Origin of the sequence: Nocardia sp. NPDC049737, assembly GCF_040674755.1 — a bacterium.
GTDB lineage: Bacteria > Actinomycetota > Actinomycetes > Mycobacteriales > Mycobacteriaceae > Nocardia.
On the sequence record NZ_JBFANH010000026.1, the window covers coordinates 109,231 to 128,544 of the forward strand.

Consider the following 19,314-nt stretch of genomic DNA (forward strand, 5'->3'; position numbering starts at 1 on the left):
GGGGACGCTGCCACCTTTTTGACTCGGATCTTCGACAAGCACGTCGACCATAGTAAACGGCGGATGAACGCCATCCCCCTGACCAGCTGAACGTCAGCCGACCGTTCAACCAGGCAAAACTACTGGTCCAACTCCTTGACCAGGGCATCGACCACCGCGACCAGATCGCCCTGGGTGCTCGCGGCCACTTTGCGCTGCCGCTGATAGGACGCGCCGCGCCGTGGGATCTCCGCCACCAGGGCGAGTTCGTCCGCACAGCCGAGCCGCTTGGCCGTCGGTTCCAGCCGCTGCAGCAGATCCATCAGATCATCGGTGACCAACCGCTCATTGCTGTCGTCGTCCACGATGACGATCGCGTCGAGACCGTAGCGGGCCGCGCGCCACTTGTTCTCCTGAACATGCCACGGCGGGATGGTCGGCAGTGTTTCGCCGTTGTCGAGGCGCTGATCGAGATCGACGATCAGGCAGTGAATGAGCGCCGCCAAGGCCGACAGCTCCGCGTGGGTCGAGACCCCATCGCAGACTCGCACCTCGATGGTGCCCCATTTCGGCGCGGGCCGAATATCCCAGTGCATGCCGCCGAGTTGTTCGAAGACCCCCGTCTTCATCTCGTCGTGCACGAAATGCTCGAACTGGGACCAGTTTTCGAATTGGAACGGCAGACCGGCGGTGGGCAGCTGCTGGAACATCAACGTCCGGTTGCTTGCATAGCCGGTATCGGAGCCCGCCCACATCGGCGAGGACGCGGACAGCGCCAGCAGATGCGGATACGACAGCAGCAGCGAGTTGAGGATCGGAAAAACCTTCTCGGCGTGCGAAACTCCGACATGCACATGCACGCCCCAGATCATCATCTGGCGGCCCCACCATTGGGTTCGATCGATCAGCTCGTCGTAATGCGGTGAGCGCGTTAGTTGTTGGGCCGACCACTGGGCGAATGGGTGGGTGCCCGCGCAGAACAGATCGACGCCGAGCGGATCGGCGGCGCGGCGCACGGTATCCATGGTGCCGCGCAGATCGTCGACCGCCTCGCCGACCGTGTTGTGCACACCGGTGACGAGTTCGACGGTATTGCGCAGCAGTTCCTTGGTGACTTGCGGGGTTCCGTCGTAGGAATGTAAGTCACCGAGCGAATCGAACACGGCCGCAGCAGTATTCGACAGATCGCGGGTCACCTTGTCGACGAGCGCGATTTCCCATTCGATACCGATGGTCGGCCGGGGCGACCCGGGGAAGGGAACCCGCGCGATTGCTGGTCCGGCCATATCGGTGACCTTGCTACTGGATTACACCGCAGGCGATGCGACCACCCGCGTCGCCGGTCGCCAGTGTGGTGTCGTCCGGGCCGGCAACGCCGTCGGCGCGGACATAACGGTTGGGGATATTGCCGAAGTTATCGGCATCGGCGTGGATCATCAGGGCCTTGCCCTTGATGTCTTCCAACGTCACCGCATCGGTGGTGGTGACCAGTTTGGCCGTACCGTCGGCACGGACCTCGAGCGAGGTCAGATCGCCGCTGGCCGGATGGGCATTGGCGCTGCCGACCTGCAGGTGGCCGCCGGCCGACAGGAAGTCACCCGCCGGACCGCCGGTGGGCGCGACCGAGTTGGGCTCGCACTTGCCGACCTGGTGGATGTGCAGGCCGTGGAAGCCGGGGCGCAGGCCGTGCGCCTCGATGCTGACCTGCAGGTGGTTGCCGTCCTTGGTGATATTCGCGACGGCGACCGCGGAACCCGCGGGGTCCTTCAGGTCGACCTTCACGCCGGTGTTGGCATTCGGGGCGCCCGTCTCGGTGCCGGATTCGCTGGCCGCCGGGGCGGACGCACCGGTCCACACGGGCGGCGTAGTTCCCTGGACGTCGCTCGACTCCTGGCTGTTCGAGCAGGCGGCGAGGCCGAAGACCGCGACAGCGAGCACCGGGGTCACAGTCCGCCAGGACGGGCGAAGAGTTGTGGACGGGGCCATCGGGGGAACTCCTTTACGAGTACCGAGTTTACGAGTAAGGGCGGGTGGACACGTTCGTTACCGGACAAGATGATGCCACGTTCGCCGTGTCGCTCCCGTGACCGGGCCGTGTCGCGAGCCCCCGCACTGGTCAGTTACCGGTGACAACCACTGTCACACCCGAACCCGACCCACCGGGACGCGGCTCGGCGGTCGCGCCCAGTTCATCGGCTATGGCCAGTGCGGCTTCCTTCTCGCCGGCGTTATTGCCGTAGTACACAGTCGTATTCGTGATATTGGGGCCGGGATAGTTGCCGACCTCGGCAACGTTCCAGCCATTGGCGGCGAGCTCGCTCGCGGTGCGCGCGGCCAGTCCGGCAACGGTGCTGTTGTTCATAACATGTACCGGCACAGCGCGATTCGCCGTGGTGGTCGCGGCCGCCGTCGTCGACGGTTTCGTGGTGGCCGACGCCGAACTGCTCAGTGCCGAACTCGTGGTCTGCACCGGTGGGTTGGTCGTCGCGACCGCCGTGGTAGCGGCGGCCCGACTCGTTGTGCTCGAAGTATCACCCGCCCCCGAGGTGTCGGAATCCGAACTCGATAACGACATCGCGCCGAGCCCGGCGAAAACGATGGCCAGCGCGATCAACACCATCGCCAGCGCGCGCAACGGCGGCCCGCCGGAGGTGGGATTCGGGTAGCTCACGAATATGACCCTATCCGCAAACCGGACCCTATGGTCGTTGCGCTCGCTCCGGTTTTACGGCGGCGCGTCATACCTGGAAACCGAGCCTCCGAGCGGCTCGCGCCTTCTGCCTGCTCGCCCGCAGTCGACGCAACCGCTTCACCAGCATGGGATCGGCGGCCAAAGCCTCAGGCCGATCCACCACTGCGTTGAGTACCTGGTAATACCTGGTCGGCGACATGCCGAACAGTTCACGAATGGCCTCTTCCTTAGCCCCGGCGTACTTCCACCATTGCCGTTCGAAAGCCAGGATGTCGTGTTCGCGACGGCCGAGACCGTCACCGTCGCCATCGACCTGCGGGGCTGCCGTGACATCTTCGCTCGCAGAAGGGCCGTCCTGGATCGCGGAAAGATTCCGAGCCGCTGCGCCGTCCATCTTGCTCCCTCGCCGAGTAATCACCAGACGAAAATGATGCTTGTACGTCGCGGATCATTCAACCATGGGCCGCGGGATTGCCCCCAGCACCGTCGCGGCGTGTTCGCTACCGGTCGGTAGCGCGTCATGACCACCCGCGATCGCGGCGGCTGCGACCCGTTCGAGCCCATCGGCAATAATTGCCCCCATGGCAATCCTCCCCATCGTGATCGTCGGTGACCCGGTTCTGCACAATCCGACCGAGCAGGTCACCCAGACGCCGGAGGAACTGGCCCAGCTGATCACGGATATGTACGAGACGCTCGATGCCGCCAACGGCGTCGGACTGGCCGCGAACCAGGTCGGCGTGCCGTTGCGGCTGTTCGTCTACGACTGCCCCGATATCGACGCCAAGGGTTCGGCTGTGCGCCGCAGGGGCGCGGTGATCAATCCGGTGTTGGAAACCTCGGAGATTCCGGAGACCATGCCGGATCCGGATGACAATGACGAGGGCTGCCTGTCGGTGCCCGGTGAGCAGTTCCCCACCGGTCGGGCCGAATGGGCGCGCGTCACCGGAACCGATGAGCACGGCGAACCGGTGGAGATCGAGGGCAAGGGTTTCTTCGCCCGCATGCTGCAGCACGAGGTCGGACATCTCGACGGCTTCCTCTATGTGGATGTGCTGATCGGCCGCAATGCCCGCGCGGCCAAGAAGGCGATCAAGCGGAACGGTTGGGGCACACCGGGACTCAGCTGGATTCCCGGCACGGTGCCCGATCCGTTCGGACACGATGACTGATCCTGCGGGTGATTCGCTACTGCCCGATATCCAGTTGGGTCGGCGGGTGGTGCTGCGGTACCGGTTGCCGGCGGGTTATCCACAACCGCTCACAGATGTAATCGGCGAACTGATTTCGTTGGATCCGCCTACCGTGCGTGCCGCCGACGGGCAGGTCGTCGCGGTCGCGGTGGATCGCGTTGTCGCGATGAAAGCGTTGGGGCCGAGGCCGATTCGCACCAAGGAGATCCGGGCGCTCGAAGCTGCGGCGGCGTACGCCTGGCCAGGTATCGAGCAGGGTTGGATCGACGGCTGGCTCTTGCGGGCCGGAAACGGCTACACCAACCGCGCCAATTCCGCTGTGCCGCTCGGCAGTTCGGATGGTCCGGCGGCCTTGGGCGCGGATACGCTGCAGCGGATCGGCGAGTGGTACACCGCACATGGACTGCCGGTGCAGCTCGCACTGCCGGATCGGCTCGCGTCGCTGCCGGCTGGCTGGCGGAGTTGGCGCGAAACTCAACTGCTGGCGATCGATATCGAGAATTTCGTACTGCCGCAGGGGCCGCGGATGGTGCGCATTGTGCCCGCCCCCGATGACACCTGGTTGTCGATGCATCGCTACAGCGGCGAAGATCCTGCGACACAGCCTGTTTCGACGCTACCGTTGGTCGAAGTGCTTACGGCCGTGCACGACGGCGAAGTGGGTTTCGCATCGCTCGGGTTGCCGCAGCCCATCGCGATCGGGCGCGGCGCACTCACCACAGCACCGGATGGGCGGCGCTGGATCGGACTGACCTGCGTCGCGGTGGCGGCCGAACACCGCAGGCACGGACTGGGGTCGCTGATCTGCGCGGAGCTCATCCGCTGGGGCGCCGACCGCGGTGCCACCCACGCCTATCTCCAGGTCGAAGCCGAGAACAGCGGGGCCATCGCGATGTATCACGAGTTGGGCTTCCTCGACCACCACACCTACCGCTATGCCGCTCCGGAAGGCTCTCGCTGAACCAACTCCTCCTGCGGTACAACAGATCTATAGCCCATTGCGAAGGAAGGCATCCGTGCGTCTCGCGACCTGGAACGTCAATTCGATCCGCTCCCGCCTCGACCGGGTCGCGGATTTCCTCGACCGCCAGGACATCGATGTGCTCGCGATGCAGGAGACCAAATGCCGCGACGAACAGTTCCCGTTCGAGCGCTTCGACGAACTCGGCTATGAGGTCGCCCACATCGGGCTCAACCAGTGGAACGGTGTCGCTATCGCCTCCCGCATCGGACTCGAAGATGTGCAAGCCGCATTCCCGAACCAGCCCGGCTTCGACAAGGATGCGGCCGACTCGCTGATCAGCGCGCCGATCGTGGAATCGCGCGCACTCGGCGCGACCTGCGGCGGCGTCCGGGTTTGGAGCCTGTACGTGCCCAATGGCCGCACCCTGCACGATCCGCACTACACCTACAAACTGGAATGGCTTGCCGCCCTGCGCGCCAACGGCGCCCAATGGCTCGCCGAGAATCCGGAGGCGCAGATCGCCCTGGTCGGCGACTGGAATATCGCCCCGACCGACGACGATGTGTGGTCCGTCGAATTCTTCGCCAACAAAACCCACACCTCCCAACCCGAACGCGACGCCTTCAACGCCATCGTCGAAACCGGCTTCGCCGACGTAATGCGCCCCTACGCCCCCGGCCCCGGCGTCTACACCTACTGGGACTACACCCAACTGCGCTTCCCCCGAAGAGAAGGCATGCGCATCGATTTCATCCTCGCCTCCCCCACCCTCGCTGCCCGCACTAAAGACGCAACGGTCGACCGCGAGGAACGAAAAGGCGAAGGCCCCAGCGACCACGCCCCCGTAATCGCCGAATTCACCGACTGATCACTGATACCGATCTCATTCATAGTGGAAGCGGCAGGCGACAATCTTGGCCGTGTCATCCTCGATCACATACACAATGCGGTGCTCGGATGTGACGCGACGCGACCAGAACCCAGCGAGGTTCTGCCGCAGCGGCTCCGGCTTGCCTACACCGTCGTAGCCGTTGCGGGTGATGTCCTCGATGAGTCTGTTGATTCGCCTCAGCGTTGCCTTGTCGTTGGCTTGCCACCAGAGATAGTCGGCCCAGGCATCCGGCGTGAACAAGACCTTCACTCCACGCCCTCGTCGTCGGTTTCGACGAGTTCATGGTGTTCGGTCTCGCCGGCCCGTAACTGCTCGATCGACCGCTCCAGATGGCGAGCATTGGCCGGTGATCCGAGCAGGTATGCGGTTTCCTTCAGCGACTGGTACTCACGCAGCGAAATCACGACTGCAGACTCTCGTCCCGCGCGGGTGATGACGACCTCTTCCAGATCTTCGGTAGCCGAATCCAGGACAGAAGCCAGGTTGGCGCGAGCTTCGGTGATAGAGATGGGTCGCATGACGGTCCTCTCGAACGTTCGCAAGTATCAATGTACATCATCACGTACATAGAGTGCACAATAGACCGGCTGAACCGTTCGCTCGTGGGGGCGACATCCGCCGCAAGAGGCCCGGTACCAGGGCGAACCAGGTCAGTAACACTGATATCTTGTGCGCATGGGTAGCGAGACGGCGGTGCAGCCACGGCAGCGGGCACAGCATCTGGGCCCGGAGCGTCGCCGTCCCCAAGTGCTCGATACCGCGCTGGCGATTGCCGTCGAGCACGGCGTCGCGGCGGTCACCATGGCCGCGATCGCCGAACGGATGAATGTGACCAGGCCCGTGGTGTACGCCTGCTTCCCGGATCGCGTCGAGCTGATCGAGGCGCTCATCCAACGCGAGGAGAGCTTCCTGGTCGGCGGAGTGCTCGAGGTGCTGCCCCCGCGCGCTGTCGACGCGGGCGAGACCGTTTTCGTCGATGGTTTCCGCGCACTGTTGGAGAAAGCGGCCGAGCGACCGGACGGGTGGCGGCTGCTGTACGGCAATCCCGATCCGGCCGTTGCGGATTCGTTCGGGCGCGGTCGCCAGCTCGCCATCGAGCGTTGCGCCACACTGCTGCGACCGACGCTGCGCGCCTGGGGTACCGAGGATGCCGAGCGCAAGTTGCCGGTGCTGGTCGAGCTGTGGGTGTCCGCGGGCGAGGGTGCGGTGCGCACGCTGCTGGCGGGCGAGGGCGGTTGGGATCCGCAGAGCCTCGGGGCCTTTGTCGGGGCGGCCGTGTATCGCGCATTGCGCCACGCCTGACAATTGTTCAGGACTTCACTCCATCGCTAGGCGGAATGCCGTAGAAGTCGACGGTGGGCCGACAAAATGTCCACCTTACCGGCGCCGCGGCACTACGATGGAGGCAAATCCAGCGGTCCAGCCGGAGGTGCGGTCATGGCGTTCTATCGGCAGGTGGGAGCGGTGCCACCGAAGCGGCATACCCAGCATCGAGACGACCAGGGACGGCTCTATTACGAAGAGCTGATGGGCGAGGAGGGCTTCTCCGGCGATTCCTCGCTGCTGTATCACCGCGGCCTGCCGCCAGCCATTGTCGATTCGACGGTATGGGAGCTGCCGGACCAGACCCTCACCCCGAATCATCCACTGCGCCATCGACATCTGCGTCTGCACGAACTCTTTCCCGGCGATACCGCGGCCGGAACCGATCCGGTCACCGGTCGGCGGCTGCTGCTCGGCAATGCGGATGTTCGGATCTCCTATGTGGTGGCCAAGGGCGCGTCACCGCTGTACCGCAATGCGATCGGCGACGAGCTGGTGTACGTGGAATCCGGTGCGGCCGTCGTCGAAACGGTCTTCGGCACCATCCCGGCCCGGCAGGGCGATCAGGTTTTGATTCCGCGCGCGACCACCCACCGCTGGCTACCGAGCGGCCCGCAACCACTGCGCGCGTATGTGATCGAAGCATCCAGCCACATCACCCCGCCGAAGCGGTATCTCTCGAAATTCGGTCAGCTGCTGGAACATTCGCCGTACTGCGAGCGGGATCTGCACGGGCCGGGGGAACCGCTGATCGCCACCGGAACCGATATCGAGGTGCTGGTGAAGCATCGCCCCGGCGGCCAGGTGGTCGGCACGCGGATGAGCTACGCGACCCATCCTTTCGACGTGGTCGGCTGGGGCGGCTGCCTGTACCCGCTCACCTTCAATATCGCCGATTTCGAACCGCTCACCGGCCGGGTGCACCAGCCGCCGCCCGCCCATCAGGCATTCGAGGGGATCAATTTCGTGGTGTGCAATTTCGTACCACGCAAGGTCGACTACCACCCATTATCGATTCCGGTGCCGTATTACCACTCCAATGTCGACAGCGACGAGATCATGTTCTACTGCGGCGGAAACTACGAAGCGCGTAGGGGTTCCGGTATCGGGCAGGGTTCGGTATCGGTACATCCCGGCGGTTATGCGCACGGTCCGCAGCCGGGCGCGTATGAGCGCAGTATCGGCATCGATTTCTTCGACGAACTCGCGGTCATGGTCGATACTTTCCGACCGCTGGAGCTCGGCGAAGGCGCGCTGGCCTGCGAGGATCCCGGATATGCGTGGACTTGGTCCGGTCGCGGACCGCAATCCGACCGAGACGGGGACCTGAATCGGCGTCCGCACGCGAACCAGCGCCGTGGGTCCGCATGAAGACCCGCATCGAGGTCCCCGACAACACTCTCTTCGGTCCGGATAATCTCCCCTACGGCGTCTTCGCGCCGGAGGGCCAGGACTTCCGGGTCGGTGTGCGGATCGGCGATCAGGTCATCGATCTGGCTGCGGCACTGGAGGATCCGGTATTCGCCGAGCCGAGTCTCAATGCGTTCATGGCCGCGGGGCCACGTCGGTGGCGGGAGGTACGCAGCCGGATTCGCGAGCTTGTCGATGGCGAAATCCCCAGGGAGGCAGTACATCCGCTGCACGGCGTGCGCACCGAACTGCCGGTGACGATCGGCGATTACGTCGATTTCTATGCCAGCATCGACCACGCGACGAACCTCGGCAGGCTGTTTCGACCCGATGCCGAACCGCTGCTGCCCAATTGGCGACATCTGCCGGTTGGATATCACGGGCGTGCCGGCACGGTCGTCGTCTCCGGTACCGATATCGTGCGGCCGCACGGTCAATGCCGAACACCGTCCGGCACACCGGATTTCGGCCCATCACAGCGTCTCGATATCGAGGCCGAGCTCGGATTCGTGGTCGGAGTCGGATCCGAACTCGGCGCACCCATCGATATCGACATGTTCGCCGAGCACGTCTTCGGCGTCGCGCTGGTGAACGATTGGTCCGCGCGCGATATCCAGGCCTGGGAGTATCAGCCGCTCGGACCGTTTCTGGGCAAGTCGTTCGCGACCTCACTCTCGGCCTGGATAACGCCGCTGGCCGCCTTGGAGACCGCCCGCATTCCGCTGCCGAAGCAAGAACCCGAAACACTGCCCTATCTGCGGGGCAGCCAACAGTGGGGGCTGGACATCGACCTGGCCGTGCACTGGAACGGCCAAACCGTCTCGCATCCACCGTATTCCCGAATGTACTGGTCACCGGCGCAGATGCTGGCGCATCTCACCGCGAACGGCGCCGCAACTCGCACCGGCGACCTCTACGCCTCCGGCACCATCTCCGGGCCGGAGCCGGACCAACGCGGTTCGTTCATCGAATTATCCTGGGGCGGAGCCGAACCCGTCACGGTGAACGGGCTGCACCGGACCTTCCTGGAGGACGGCGACGAGGTCGTCATCACGGCTTCGGCCCCGGGTTCCGGTACTCGACGCATCGGCCTCGGGGAGGTTCGCGGGCGTATCTGGCACGCGCACGGCTGAGCGTTCAACGCGCGGCAGTTCGAACTCCCGCATCGACGACGGCGATGAAACGCTGCAGGTCCTCGATCAGCGTATCGACCAGATCGGGAGCGCCACCGTCGTCATGATGGTGCAGCCAGTCCGCGACGAGTTCGAACATGCCACCAATGGTGGCCAGCGCCAGAGCGATTCGCCCGCGCTGCTGCTCCGGATCCGATGACTCCACACCCGACCACTGCTGATCGAGGAAGGCCGCCGCCCAACGTCGATTACTGCGCCGTTGCTTTTCCACCGCCGGTGAGATGCCGCCCGCCTCACCGAATGTCACCTTGGCCAGCCGCGGATCGTCGGCAATGGCGTGCACGAAGGCCGCGATAATGGCCTGCGCGCGCTCTGGCCACGGCAGTTCGGCGGCCGCGATGGCCGCCTCGATAGCCCGCCGTTGAATCTGCTCGGTGATATGGGTGAGCAGCGCGACGTAGCACGCTTCCTTGCTGTCGAAATGATCGTAGAAACCCTTGGTGCCGACGAACGCGCGCTGACAGATCTGTTCGATCGACGTACCCGAAAAGCTTTGCTCGGCAAATAGTTCAGTGGCCGCGTCGAGCAATTGGCTGCGCCGTTGCGCACTGCGCTGCTCGGCATCGAGGCCACGGATGCGGCGCCGCGCCGGAGTCGGATCGGGCCGCGCGGCGGATTTGCTGCGGGTCATATCTCGACCATAGCCGGAGCAGTTTCAGAAAGACTTCTTGTTGGTAACAGGAAGCCGTGTTGTAATCACTGTCACGTCGATGAGGAAGGTGCAGCCGTGCCAGTGATCAATGAGGATCCGACCCGCAAACGTCGGCGCGGATTGCGCACGGCGGCCGCGCTGGTAGCGATGGCGATGGCCTTGATGGCCTCGCTGGCCGGTGGTATCGCGGCCACGCCAGCCGCAGCCGTACCTGTGCCACAACAGGATTCGTTCTATCAGCCGCCGGAGGGCTTCGAGGCGCAGGAAGTCGGCGCGATTCTGCGCTCGCGCGAAGTGCATCTGGCGGTGCTGACCGTACTGCCGCTGAGCGTGCGCTCATGGCAGCTGCTCTACCGCAGCACCGATCTGTTCGGACAACCGACGGCCGCCGTCACCACCGTCATACTGCCCGCGGGCGCGGATCCGAACCGGTCGCGTCCGCTGGTCTCGCTGCAGTTCTACTACGACAGCGCCAGCATCGCCTGTGCACCGTCATTCGTGCTACAGCAGGGCGCAGGACTGCCGGGCGTCGAAGGTATCCATTCACAGAGCGAGCTGATCGCGATCGCCGCGATGATCAGTCAGGGCTGGGCCATTTCGGTGCCGGACTACGAGGGCCTCAACGGACATCTTGCGGTGGCCGAGGAGCCGGGATATATGACACTCGACGGCATTCGGGCCGCCGAGCGTTTCGAACCACTCGGCCTGGACGGCGCGAATACCCCGGTGGCGCTGTGGGGTTATTCCGGCGGCGGCATGGGCAGCGGATGGGCCGCGCAGATGCAGCCGAGCTATGCGCCGGAACTGAACGTCAAGGGTGCCGCGCTCGGTGCGCCGGTTTCGGACGTCGAATCCCTGTTGCACGTCAACGGATCCATGTTCTCCAGCCTTATCGGCATCGGCGTGTCCTCGCTCTACAACGCCTACCCGAAGTTCCGCGAGGTGACCGATCAGTACCTGACGCCCGAGGGCAAGGCGCTGATGAACCGGACCAACTCGCAGTGCCTGCCACGCAATGCACTGACCCAGAAGTTCACCGATTACCAACGGATACTGACGATTCCGATCGGGCAATACCTCGCACTACCGGAAATCCGCGAGGTCTTCGACGCGACCGTACTCGGCGAGCGCACCCCGACCGCGCCGCTGTTCATCTATCAGGGCGTCCTGGACGAGGCGGTGCCGATCTGGACCACCGATCGCCTGTATCAGCAGTGGTGCGTCGACGGCGCATCGATCGTCTACAAACGCGACCACCTCAGCGAACACCTGACCCTCCCGTCACTCGGCATGGCCGACACCTTCAACTGGTTGAAGTCGCGCCTGGCCCCCAATGCGCAGGATCAGGTCGGGTGCCGCACCGAGAACGTGGTTTCCATGCTCGCCGATTTCAATGACCTGATCACCCAGATCGAGATCAATCTGAACGCCACCTTCGGCGCCCTCGGTTTCCCGATCGGGCCGCGCGAACGCTGATGCAACTGCCTCGGCATCCATTTGTGCGAATCCACTCCTGAGCGGCGGATTCTTCGTGTATCTTCCTGAATGAAGCCCCGGACCACCCTTGGTCCGGGGCTATCGCCATTTTTACGACACGACCGGCAGGTACACCTGTGCGCCGTGGTCGGCGAATTCGGCGGACTTCTCCGCCATCCCTGCTTCGATCGCCTCGACATCCGAAAGTCCCTGGCGGGCAGCGTATTCCCGTACGTCCGCGGAGATGCGCATGGAGCAGAACTTCGGTCCGCACATGGAGCAGAAGTGGGCGGTCTTGGCGGGTTCGGCGGGGAGGGTTTCGTCGTGGTACTCGCGGGCGGTGTCCGGATCGAGCGAGAGAGCGAACTGGTCGCGCCAGCGGAATTCGAACCGCGCCTTGGACAACTCGTTATCTCGGTCCTGGGCGTGCGGATGGCCTTTGGCGAGGTCAGCGGCGTGCGCGGCGATCTTGTAGGTGATCACACCGACCTTGACGTCGTCGCGGTTGGGCAGCCCCAGGTGCTCCTTGGGGGTGACATAGCAGAGCATCGCGGTGCCCGCCTGGGCGATGATCGCCGCACCGATGGCCGAGGTGATGTGATCGTAGGCCGGTGCGATATCGGTGGCGAGCGGGCCGAGGGTGTAGAACGGCGCCTCCTCGCACAGCTCCTCTTCCAGCCGCACGTTCTCCACGATCTTGTGCATCGGCACGTGCCCCGGACCCTCGATCATGACCTGCACACCATGCGATTTCGCGATCTTGGTCAGCTCACCCAGGGTGCGCAGCTCGGCGAACTGGGCCTCGTCATTGGCATCCGCGATGGAGCCCGGGCGCAGGCCGTCACCGAGCGAGAAGGTCACGTCGTAGCGCGCCAGGATCTCGCAGAGTTCGGCGAAGTTGGTGTACAGGAACGACTCCTGATGATGTGCCAGACACCATGCGGCCATGATGGATCCACCGCGCGAGACGATGCCGGTGACCCGCTTGGCGGTCAGCGGTACATAGCGCAGCAGCACACCGGCGTGCACGGTCATATAGTCGACGCCCTGCTCGCACTGCTCGATTACGGTGTCCCGGTAGATCTCCCAGGTGAGCGCGGTCGGATCGCCGTTCACCTTCTCCAGCGCCTGATAGATCGGCACGGTGCCGACCGGGACGGGCGAGTTGCGCAGGATCCATTCGCGCGTCTCGTGAATGTTCTTGCCGGTGGACAGATCCATAATGGTGTCCGCACCCCAGCGGGTGGCCCACACCATCTTCTCCACTTCCTCCGCGATCGAGGAGGATACGGCCGAGTTGCCGATATTGGCATTGATCTTCACCAGGAACTTCTTACCGATAATGGTCGGCTCCAGCTCCGGATGCTTGTGGTTGGCCGGGATGACCGCGCGACCCGCGGCGACCTCGTCGCGCACCAGTTCCGGCGTGACGCCCTCGCGTGCGGCGATGAAGCGCATCTCGGGAGTGATGATGCCCTGACGTGCCCAAGCCAGCTGGGTCGGCGGACCGTCGACCTCGGGTTTGGTCCAGCCGTCGCGCAACTTCGGTAGACCGGCCTCCAGATCGATGGTCGCCGCGTCGTCGGTGTACGGGCCCGAGGTGTCGTAGACGTCGAAATGCTCGCCATTGGTCAGATTGATCCGACGCACCGGAATGCGCAGGTCATCGACCTGTTGGTAGTGCTTGACGCTGCCTTCGATCGGACCGGTGGTCACGGAGTCGACATGTGTGCCCATGAATATCCTCCCTACGCCGGCATTACCCGGTCAGGTTCATACGGTCGACGGCCCTGAACGCCCGAATTGGGCTAGCCATCCTCTCAGCCCGCTGGTGCGAGCCCCCGTTGGTGTGTGAAATTTTCCCGCCCGACGATACCTTTCCACCTGCACGCCCCGCAGGGCGATCGGAGGAACATACAGCGAAGCGGCCGAGGCCCGACCGGGCGCCGGTACATTCCTCAGGGTGAAATTCATCCTGGAGGTAGATCTGGATGTCCTGCCCGAAGGCGTGGCGGCGCCGGCCGATCTCGCCGATGAGCTCGGCCGGATCCTGCGCTACTGGGGCGGAAATATGAAGCACTACCAGATCACCGAGGGTGACAGCTCCGCGATCTACAACTCCGGATACCGCGAGGTCGGCTCCTGGCAGATCAGCTGACCTTGCCCTCGTAGGCGTCCCGCATGCCTTGCAGGTCGATTTTCTGCATACCGAGCATCGCCTGCGTGGCGCGGTTCGCGGCAGCGCGATCGGTACCGGTCAGCAGGGTGTCGGCTTCGACGGGCCAGATCTGCCAGGGAATGCCGTATTTATCGTTGAGCCAACCACATTCGATCGGTTGGCCGCCGTCTGCGAGCAGTGCCGTCCACAGCCGGTCGACCTCGTCCTGGCTGTCGCAGTTGACCAGCAGCGACATGGCGTGGGTGTAGTGGTAATCGCCGCCGCCGTTGATCGCGGTGAACTTCTGTCCGTTGAGTTCGAAATCGACGAGCATGGTGAGCCCGGCTTCGCGCGGACCCGCCTCGGAGTACGGCACGACATTGGTGATCTTCGAATCCTCGAACAGCGAACAGTAGAACTCGGCGGCCTCCTCGGCCTGGGTGTCGTACCAGAGGTTCGTGACGATCTTCTGCATGGTGGTCCTCCCGATCGGTGTGCCTGTATTAGTGCCGACGGTGCGGGCGGACGGAATTCATCGCCCGTCAGTAGGACTGGAGCTCGATCAGGGTACCCGCTGGGTCGCGCAGGTGTGCCGTGCGCAGGTTCGGGCCCCAGTTCGGTCGATCGGCCGCGGCGGCGGCCAGGGTCGCGCCGTTACGCAGGCACAGGTCGAGGCCCGCGTCGACGTCGGGTACTCGACAGACGAACATCACGACATCTTGCGCGGGTGCCGCGGTGACGGGCAGGTCGATGGTGTCGACTACTTCTGCCATCGTGCTGCGGTCGAAGAGCACGAGTACCGCTTGATCATCGACATCCCAGTTCGCGTAGGGGCCCGCCGCGGTGCCTTTGATCAGCTTCGCGCCGATGAGCTCCGGGAGGACGGCGTTGTAGAAGTCGAAGCATTGGGCGAAACCGGTGACGAGCAGTCTCGGGTACAGGGCATCCACGCTGTCTCCTCATTAGTAGGTGCAGACCTATCGTAGGTTCCTACCTATAATTTGTCGCATGGATTCCGCACGTGCACTTCCGCCGAGCCTGCTCGGGCTCGAGACCTACCTGCTGTCACGGGTGGGCAAGTTCGCGCGAGGACGGTTCGCCGATCGGCTCGCGGCGCGCGGACTTCGGCTGTGGCATATGGCCGTACTCGCCACGCTCGCCGATTTCGGACCGCATGCACAGCGTGATCTGGGCATTCGGCTCGATATTCATCCGAGCGATGTGGCGAAGATCGTCGACGAATTGGCGAGCGCCGGTCAGGTCGAACGGACACGCGATCGCGCCGATCGTCGTCGAATGTCGGTACGGATCACCAGGACTGGTCGAGCTTTGCTGCGGGCCCTCGACAAGGAGGCGGGACAAGTACGTGACGAGGTGCTCGCCCCGCTCCGTCCGGAAGAACGAATCATTCTGGGGGACATGATGCTTCGGCTGTTCGAGCACACGCACCCGGACGTCGTGGCGGAGTGATCGACGACCGCCTACCTGAACGACACCGCGCCTGCCCGATCCCAGCGGGCAGGCGCGGGGCAATTTCAGGCAGCGGCCTTGCTTTCGGACTTGTCGATGGCAACCGGATCGGGAGCCTTGCCGCGCAATGGAACTTCTTCGATGAACCAGGCGATCAGGAAGCCGAGTGCGCAGATGGCGGCGGCGGCCAGGAAGACATGTCCGGTGCCGGTGGCGAAGGCCGCGAGGTAGTCGTGTCCCTCGGTGGGCACATGGCCCTGTAGCGCCCTGGTGAACAGGGATCCGAAAGCCGCGACACCGATTGACCCGCCAAGCGTGCGGAACAGTGTGACCGCACCGGATGCCGCACCGATATTCGCCATCTCCACACTGTTCTGCGCGACGGCGGTGGACAGCTGCATCGAGAACCCGAGTCCGGTTCCCATCAGCGCCATGGCGAAACCCGTTGCCAGCCGACCTGTTTCGGCGTCGATGGTGGCCAGCAGTATCGCGCCCGCAGTGAGGAACAGCCCGCCGAGGATGAAGAAGATCTTGTACTTGCCGGTCGCGGTCATCCGCTTCCCGACGATCTGGGAGACCACCAGCAGCGGCATCATCATCGGCAGCAGGAGCAGTCCGGAGTTCGCGGCCGAGGCGCCCTGCACCGTCTGCTGGAACAGCGGCAGATACAGCACCGATCCGAACATGACCACGCCGCCGACCAGGGCCGTAAGCGCGGCCAGGGTGAGATTGCGGGTACGGAAGATCCTCAGCGGTATCACCGCGTCGACGGCCCGGCGTTCGATCACCAGGAATGCGGCCAAGGCGGCCACCGCGAGCATGGCCAGCCCGACGAGCTGCACCGAGAGCCACGCGTAGTCGACACCGCCCCAGGTCGCGATCAGTACCAGTGCGGCGATCGCCGTCGTCAGCGCGAGAATACCCGCGTAGTCGATGCTCACCTTCCTGCGCACGACAGGCAGTTCGAGCCGCCACCACGACCAAGCGAAGGCCACCAGGCCCAGCGGGATATTGATGTAGAAGGCCCAGCGCCAGTCGAGTCCCTCGGTAATCACACCGCCGAGCAGCGGTCCGCCGATGGTGCCGACGGCCATCGTGGTCGCGGTCATGCCCTGGTACTTTCCGCGTTCACGCGGCGGGACCAGCGCGCCGATGACGGCGAATGCGGTTACGGCGATACCGCCCGCGCCGAGCCCCTGCAATGCGCGGAATCCGATGAGCGCGGGCATCGACCAGGACGCGCCCGCCAGTACCGAACCGATCAGGAACACGCCAATCGCACTGAGGAATACGGTTTTTCGGCTGTAGAGATCGCCGAGTTTCGCCCACACCGGCGTCGAGATCGCCGACAGCAGAGTGTAGGCGGTTACCACCCAGGCCACGTGGGACAGTCCGCCCAATTCGCGCACGATCGTCGGCATCGCGGTGCCGACGATCGCGTTGTCCAACATTGCCAGCAGCATCGCCAGCAACACCCCGGCCAGTACCAATCGGATCTCTCGCGCGCTCTTCGTCTCGGTCATTTCTGCGGACATGGCCGCTCGCCTCCTTCGAGTCCCGGCAGCTTCGGGCCGCCGACCGACCCAGAAAACCATAGTCACTACAAAAGTACAACTGCTTCGACTTTGGTGCCGATAGCCCAATCGGGTAGAGTTGCGGCATGACCGCGACGATCGGGCGCAGGGAGCGCAAGAAGGCGCAGACGCGGCAGGCACTGGCCGATGCCGCGACAAAGCTGTTCACCGAACGCGGCTACGACAATGTCGGCGTCCGAGAGGTCGCCGAGGCTGCGGATGTATCGCTGAGCACCCTGTTCAAGCATTTCCCCAGCAAGGAATCACTGGTCTTCGACCTGGACGCGGATGTCGAGGCCGACCTGGTGGCAGCCGTCCGCGACCGGCCCGCCGGACAATCGGTCATCCACGGGCTGCGCGACTATCTGATGCGCACCCGCACCGCGCGCAACGACGATCCCGGAATCGTGGCCTTCCACCGCCTCGTAGACTCCACGCCCGCGCTGCGCGAGTACGCGCACCAGATGCTGCTGCGGCACGAATCCGCATTGGCGGCCGCGATCGCCGAGGCGACCGGCGCACCAGAGGGCGATCTCGCGGCCGCGGGACTCGCCCACTTCGCGCTGGAAACCGGCAAAGTGGCGAGCACCAGGGAAGATCCGGCGAGTGCGTTCCGCGAGTTGTTCGAACTGCTCGAAAACGGCTGGAGTCAGTGACTCCCCTGCCCCGAAATCCTTTGGGCACCAACCATACTCGGCAGTCTCGCCCGCCTGTCCGGCACCTTTCGGCCGCACCGGCGAGACCAGCACCGCCACGATGAGCGCCGGACCATCACCGAGTCCGCAGGTCGAGAGGACCAGGGCGACAACGGGTTAGATGGTCGGCTCGGGACTCGCGTCGCACCGGCGACCGCGGCCCCAAATGCCGATGGCGAGTGCGGATTCCTGGCGTCGGTGACGATATCGCGGATCAGCGAGAGTATGGACGGCATCACCACGGTGCCGCCGATGGCGAGCAGCACCCGATCGCGCAATCAACTGCCAGGCGCTGCGCGCGGTAGCCGCCAAGGACCCTCTGCTCGCCGATTCCAGATTCCGTCGACATCTCCGCTAACAACAAGCTACCGAGCCGGATGGTTCAGCGACGCACGGAATTCCGATGCGGGTTGACTACAACTTCTAGCGTTGCTAGATTCCATAACAACGCTACAAGCAGAGAACGGAAAAGCTCATGATCACCACACTCATCCAGGTCGTCGCCATCGTCTCGGTCCTCGCGAACGCCGTCGTCTACGGCACCGACGCCTGCTTCGCACTGATCACGCGGTCGGTGTACGACAAGCTGGACGACCAGACCGTGACCATGTCGGCGGGCTGGGGTCACTACTACGGTGATCGCCGGATGCCGATCGTCGGCATCAGCGGTGTCGTGACCGCGGTCGCGACAACGGCTCTCGCGGCGATCGGCGGCCACACGGCGGCAGCGATTGCGGCGGGCATCGCCGTCGTGGCGCTGGTGACCTGGCTCGGGATCTACGTTCGGGTCGCGAAGCCGGTGAACACCCAGCAGACCGCCGCCGCGCACTCCGGTGTCATTCCGGCGAATGCCCGCGCACTGCAGGATAAGTGGAACAGTGTGATCAACGGCCGGGTGGGGCTGCAGTTCATCGCCGTCGCCGCACTCTGCGCCGCGATCGCCCTCGCCTGACGCGTCTCATCGAGAAACCCTGTGTCGACCGCACCTTCGACACAGGGTTTTTTATTTGGTTCGAGGGTTGCACCGACAGGTCTACCAAGGCAACGATCGGCCGAATATGGTGCCTAGCGGATGGTTTGGTCGATCAGCATGCGCGCAGCGCGATTGGTGCGCTCGACATCGCCGGTGATCAACCGATCCTGAATTATGCCGCGCAGACCCGAAACCAAGAGCGTGGCAACAGCTTCCGGATCATCGATGGATTCGATTCGACGCAGCGCATCGGCCAGCGACCCGATGAAGGTCGCGATCGCGGCATTCGCGTATTCACCATAGGGACTCCCCGGCACACACGCGGCCCCGAGCACCTGCAGCAGCACCCGCACACTCGTCGTGGCCTCGCCGGCGATATTCACCGCACAGAATTCACCGAGCCGCGCGCGCAGCGAAGCCGCATCGGACACCCCCGCGAAGACCGCGGCGATATCCGGGCGCTGCGTGGTGAGCGCCTGTACCAGCAGTTCTTCCTTGGTATTGAAGTAGTGGATCAGCATCCGCGAACTGGTGCCGAGTTCCGCGGCGAGCGGGCGCAGCGACAGGTCACCGAGACCGTGGGCGGCGATGTATTCGACGACACCGGCCAGCAGGTCGGCGCGTTTCGCGTGGTCGAGTGGGCGGGCCATGGGTTGACTGTAGCGATTGG

24 protein-coding genes and 1 riboswitch are annotated in these 19,314 nt (G+C 64.4%); of the genes, 11 read left to right on the forward strand and 13 right to left on the reverse strand.

The window, feature by feature from the left end:
* Nucleotides 1-119 precede the first annotated feature (119 nt).
* The 5 genes from AB0J47_RS30480 to AB0J47_RS30500 form a co-directional block, all read right to left on the reverse strand.
* The gene (locus tag AB0J47_RS30480) at nucleotides 120-1,265 is read right to left on the reverse strand and encodes a glutamate--cysteine ligase (RefSeq protein ID WP_364353704.1); all 1,146 of its coding nucleotides are present in this window, start codon (nucleotides 1,263-1,265) and stop codon (nucleotides 120-122) included.
* Between the two features lie 13 nt (nucleotides 1,266-1,278).
* Complete coding sequence (locus AB0J47_RS30485) at nucleotides 1,279-1,965, reverse strand: superoxide dismutase family protein (RefSeq protein ID WP_364353707.1); 687 nt, start codon at nucleotides 1,963-1,965, stop codon at nucleotides 1,279-1,281.
* Between the two features lie 130 nt (nucleotides 1,966-2,095).
* Entirely contained in the window at nucleotides 2,096-2,650 is a 555-nt protein-coding gene (locus AB0J47_RS30490) for a LytR C-terminal domain-containing protein (protein WP_364353710.1), read from the reverse strand.
* A gap of 67 nt (nucleotides 2,651-2,717) precedes the next feature.
* Nucleotides 2,718-3,065 carry a DUF3263 domain-containing protein gene (locus AB0J47_RS30495; RefSeq protein ID WP_364353713.1) on the reverse strand — a complete coding sequence of 116 codons (348 nt, stop codon included), beginning with the start codon at nucleotides 3,063-3,065 and terminating at the stop codon, nucleotides 2,718-2,720.
* Between the two features lie 54 nt (nucleotides 3,066-3,119).
* Nucleotides 3,120-3,254 (reverse strand): hypothetical protein, encoded by a 135-nt coding sequence (locus AB0J47_RS30500; RefSeq protein WP_364353716.1) that lies wholly within the window; start codon nucleotides 3,252-3,254, stop codon nucleotides 3,120-3,122.
* Here AB0J47_RS30500 and AB0J47_RS30505 point away from each other — a divergent pair.
* From AB0J47_RS30505 to AB0J47_RS30515, 3 genes are read left to right on the forward strand one after another with little or no spacing between them, the layout of a single operon-like run.
* Nucleotides 3,253-3,843 (forward strand): peptide deformylase, encoded by a 591-nt coding sequence (locus tag AB0J47_RS30505; protein WP_364353719.1) that lies wholly within the window; start codon nucleotides 3,253-3,255, stop codon nucleotides 3,841-3,843. The two genes, AB0J47_RS30500 and AB0J47_RS30505, sit on opposite strands and share 2 nt — an antisense overlap.
* Nucleotides 3,836-4,825 carry a GNAT family N-acetyltransferase gene (locus tag AB0J47_RS30510; RefSeq protein WP_364353722.1) on the forward strand — a complete coding sequence of 330 codons (990 nt, stop codon included), beginning with the start codon at nucleotides 3,836-3,838 and terminating at the stop codon, nucleotides 4,823-4,825. The genes AB0J47_RS30505 and AB0J47_RS30510 overlap by 8 nt, the downstream gene beginning before the upstream one ends.
* Before the next feature lie 55 nt (nucleotides 4,826-4,880).
* Entirely contained in the window at nucleotides 4,881-5,696 is an 816-nt protein-coding gene (locus AB0J47_RS30515) for an exodeoxyribonuclease III (protein WP_364353725.1), read from the forward strand.
* Nucleotides 5,697-5,711: 15 nt separating this feature from the next.
* Here AB0J47_RS30515 and AB0J47_RS30520 read toward each other — a convergent pair whose 3' ends face one another.
* Both AB0J47_RS30520 and AB0J47_RS30525 read right to left on the reverse strand, forming a co-directional pair.
* Complete coding sequence (locus tag AB0J47_RS30520) at nucleotides 5,712-5,969, reverse strand: Txe/YoeB family addiction module toxin (protein WP_364353728.1); 258 nt, start codon at nucleotides 5,967-5,969, stop codon at nucleotides 5,712-5,714.
* Nucleotides 5,966-6,238, reverse strand: a complete 273-nt coding sequence (locus tag AB0J47_RS30525; RefSeq protein WP_364353731.1) for a type II toxin-antitoxin system prevent-host-death family antitoxin — start codon at nucleotides 6,236-6,238, stop codon at nucleotides 5,966-5,968. Before AB0J47_RS30525 ends, AB0J47_RS30520 begins: the two co-directional genes overlap by 4 nt.
* Before the next feature lie 157 nt (nucleotides 6,239-6,395).
* Here AB0J47_RS30525 and AB0J47_RS30530 point away from each other — a divergent pair, with 157 nt between their 5' ends.
* The 3 genes from AB0J47_RS30530 to fahA all read left to right on the forward strand — a co-directional run bounded on the left by AB0J47_RS30530 (nucleotide 6,396) and on the right by fahA (nucleotide 9,586).
* Nucleotides 6,396-7,022, forward strand: coding sequence for a TetR/AcrR family transcriptional regulator (locus AB0J47_RS30530; protein ID WP_364353734.1), 627 nt, complete (start codon nucleotides 6,396-6,398; stop codon nucleotides 7,020-7,022).
* 135 nt (nucleotides 7,023-7,157) lie between these two features.
* Nucleotides 7,158-8,414, forward strand: coding sequence for a homogentisate 1,2-dioxygenase domain-containing protein (locus AB0J47_RS30535; protein WP_364353736.1), 1,257 nt, complete (start codon nucleotides 7,158-7,160; stop codon nucleotides 8,412-8,414).
* On the forward strand, nucleotides 8,411-9,586 hold the full coding sequence (fahA, locus tag AB0J47_RS30540) for a fumarylacetoacetase (RefSeq protein WP_364353739.1): 1,176 nt from the start codon (nucleotides 8,411-8,413) through the stop codon (nucleotides 9,584-9,586). Before AB0J47_RS30535 ends, fahA begins: the two co-directional genes overlap by 4 nt.
* Nucleotides 9,587-9,590: 4 nt before the next feature.
* Here fahA and AB0J47_RS30545 read toward each other — a convergent pair whose 3' ends face one another.
* On the reverse strand, nucleotides 9,591-10,277 hold the full coding sequence (locus AB0J47_RS30545; protein WP_364353742.1) for a TetR/AcrR family transcriptional regulator: 687 nt from the start codon (nucleotides 10,275-10,277) through the stop codon (nucleotides 9,591-9,593).
* Between the two features lie 96 nt (nucleotides 10,278-10,373).
* Here AB0J47_RS30545 and AB0J47_RS30550 point away from each other — a divergent pair, with 96 nt between their 5' ends.
* Complete coding sequence (locus AB0J47_RS30550) at nucleotides 10,374-11,774, forward strand: lipase family protein (RefSeq protein WP_364353745.1); 1,401 nt, start codon at nucleotides 10,374-10,376, stop codon at nucleotides 11,772-11,774.
* 111 nt (nucleotides 11,775-11,885) lie between these two features.
* Here AB0J47_RS30550 and thiC read toward each other — a convergent pair whose 3' ends face one another.
* The gene (gene thiC / locus AB0J47_RS30555; RefSeq protein ID WP_364353748.1) at nucleotides 11,886-13,511 is read right to left on the reverse strand and encodes a phosphomethylpyrimidine synthase ThiC; all 1,626 of its coding nucleotides are present in this window, start codon (nucleotides 13,509-13,511) and stop codon (nucleotides 11,886-11,888) included.
* Nucleotides 13,503-13,629: riboswitch (TPP riboswitch) on the reverse strand. Its footprint overlaps the gene before it by 9 nt.
* A gap of 108 nt (nucleotides 13,630-13,737) precedes the next feature.
* Here thiC and AB0J47_RS30560 point away from each other — a divergent pair.
* The gene (locus AB0J47_RS30560) at nucleotides 13,738-13,932 is read left to right on the forward strand and encodes a hypothetical protein (RefSeq protein ID WP_364353751.1); all 195 of its coding nucleotides are present in this window, start codon (nucleotides 13,738-13,740) and stop codon (nucleotides 13,930-13,932) included.
* Here the strand turns inward: AB0J47_RS30560 and AB0J47_RS30565 are convergent.
* Together AB0J47_RS30565 and AB0J47_RS30570 are read right to left on the reverse strand one after the other, a co-directional pair.
* Entirely contained in the window at nucleotides 13,925-14,407 is a 483-nt protein-coding gene (locus tag AB0J47_RS30565) for a VOC family protein (protein WP_364353754.1), read from the reverse strand. The genes AB0J47_RS30560 and AB0J47_RS30565 overlap by 8 nt on opposite strands.
* A 67-nt stretch (nucleotides 14,408-14,474) precedes the next feature.
* Nucleotides 14,475-14,882, reverse strand: a complete 408-nt coding sequence (locus AB0J47_RS30570; RefSeq protein WP_364353757.1) for a hypothetical protein — start codon at nucleotides 14,880-14,882, stop codon at nucleotides 14,475-14,477.
* A 58-nt stretch (nucleotides 14,883-14,940) separates the two neighbouring features.
* Here AB0J47_RS30570 and AB0J47_RS30575 point away from each other — a divergent pair, with 58 nt between their 5' ends.
* Complete coding sequence (locus tag AB0J47_RS30575; protein WP_364353760.1) at nucleotides 14,941-15,402, forward strand: MarR family winged helix-turn-helix transcriptional regulator; 462 nt, start codon at nucleotides 14,941-14,943, stop codon at nucleotides 15,400-15,402.
* A gap of 65 nt (nucleotides 15,403-15,467) precedes the next feature.
* Here AB0J47_RS30575 and AB0J47_RS30580 read toward each other — a convergent pair whose 3' ends face one another.
* A complete protein-coding gene (locus tag AB0J47_RS30580; protein WP_364353763.1) occupies nucleotides 15,468-16,937 on the reverse strand; it encodes an MDR family MFS transporter in 1,470 nt (489 codons plus the stop codon).
* Nucleotides 16,938-17,062: 125 nt separating this feature from the next.
* Here AB0J47_RS30580 and AB0J47_RS30585 point away from each other — a divergent pair, with 125 nt between their 5' ends.
* A complete protein-coding gene (locus AB0J47_RS30585; protein WP_364353767.1) occupies nucleotides 17,063-17,632 on the forward strand; it encodes a helix-turn-helix domain-containing protein in 570 nt (189 codons plus the stop codon).
* A 514-nt stretch (nucleotides 17,633-18,146) separates the two neighbouring features.
* Nucleotides 18,147-18,623: a DUF1772 domain-containing protein gene (locus tag AB0J47_RS30590; protein WP_364353770.1), complete on the forward strand. Its 477-nt coding sequence runs from the start codon at nucleotides 18,147-18,149 to the stop codon at nucleotides 18,621-18,623.
* Between the two features lie 113 nt (nucleotides 18,624-18,736).
* Here the strand turns inward: AB0J47_RS30590 and AB0J47_RS30595 are convergent, their stop codons facing one another.
* Nucleotides 18,737-19,294, reverse strand: coding sequence for a helix-turn-helix domain-containing protein (locus AB0J47_RS30595; protein ID WP_364353773.1), 558 nt, complete (start codon nucleotides 19,292-19,294; stop codon nucleotides 18,737-18,739).
* Nucleotides 19,295-19,314: the final 20 nt, after the last annotated feature.

What these genes read in the sequence shown, in the direction of transcription:
- AB0J47_RS30480 (WP_364353704.1), bottom strand. Translation starts at nt 1,265, where the DNA reads ATGGCCGGACCAGCAATCGCGCGGGTTCCCTTCCCCGGGTCGCCCCGG.
- AB0J47_RS30485 (WP_364353707.1), bottom strand. Translation starts at nt 1,965, where the DNA reads ATGGCCCCGTCCACAACTCTTCGCCCGTCCTGGCGGACTGTGACCCCG.
- AB0J47_RS30495 (WP_364353713.1), bottom strand. Translation starts at nt 3,065, where the DNA reads ATGGACGGCGCAGCGGCTCGGAATCTTTCCGCGATCCAGGACGGCCCT.
- AB0J47_RS30505 (WP_364353719.1), top strand. Translation starts at nt 3,253, where the DNA reads ATGGCAATCCTCCCCATCGTGATCGTCGGTGACCCGGTTCTGCACAAT.
- AB0J47_RS30500 (WP_364353716.1), bottom strand. Translation starts at nt 3,254, where the DNA reads ATGGGGGCAATTATTGCCGATGGGCTCGAACGGGTCGCAGCCGCCGCG.
- AB0J47_RS30510 (WP_364353722.1), top strand. Translation starts at nt 3,836, where the DNA reads ATGACTGATCCTGCGGGTGATTCGCTACTGCCCGATATCCAGTTGGGT.
- AB0J47_RS30525 (WP_364353731.1), bottom strand. Translation starts at nt 6,238, where the DNA reads ATGCGACCCATCTCTATCACCGAAGCTCGCGCCAACCTGGCTTCTGTC.
- AB0J47_RS30530 (WP_364353734.1), top strand. Translation starts at nt 6,396, where the DNA reads ATGGGTAGCGAGACGGCGGTGCAGCCACGGCAGCGGGCACAGCATCTG.
- AB0J47_RS30535 (WP_364353736.1), top strand. Translation starts at nt 7,158, where the DNA reads ATGGCGTTCTATCGGCAGGTGGGAGCGGTGCCACCGAAGCGGCATACC.
- fahA (WP_364353739.1), top strand. Translation starts at nt 8,411, where the DNA reads ATGAAGACCCGCATCGAGGTCCCCGACAACACTCTCTTCGGTCCGGAT.
- AB0J47_RS30545 (WP_364353742.1), bottom strand. Translation starts at nt 10,277, where the DNA reads ATGACCCGCAGCAAATCCGCCGCGCGGCCCGATCCGACTCCGGCGCGG.
- thiC (WP_364353748.1), bottom strand. Translation starts at nt 13,511, where the DNA reads ATGGGCACACATGTCGACTCCGTGACCACCGGTCCGATCGAAGGCAGC.
- AB0J47_RS30565 (WP_364353754.1), bottom strand. Translation starts at nt 14,407, where the DNA reads ATGCAGAAGATCGTCACGAACCTCTGGTACGACACCCAGGCCGAGGAG.
- AB0J47_RS30575 (WP_364353760.1), top strand. Translation starts at nt 14,941, where the DNA reads ATGGATTCCGCACGTGCACTTCCGCCGAGCCTGCTCGGGCTCGAGACC.
- AB0J47_RS30580 (WP_364353763.1), bottom strand. Translation starts at nt 16,937, where the DNA reads ATGTCCGCAGAAATGACCGAGACGAAGAGCGCGCGAGAGATCCGATTG.
- AB0J47_RS30585 (WP_364353767.1), top strand. Translation starts at nt 17,063, where the DNA reads ATGACCGCGACGATCGGGCGCAGGGAGCGCAAGAAGGCGCAGACGCGG.
- AB0J47_RS30590 (WP_364353770.1), top strand. Translation starts at nt 18,147, where the DNA reads ATGATCACCACACTCATCCAGGTCGTCGCCATCGTCTCGGTCCTCGCG.
- AB0J47_RS30595 (WP_364353773.1), bottom strand. Translation starts at nt 19,294, where the DNA reads ATGGCCCGCCCACTCGACCACGCGAAACGCGCCGACCTGCTGGCCGGT.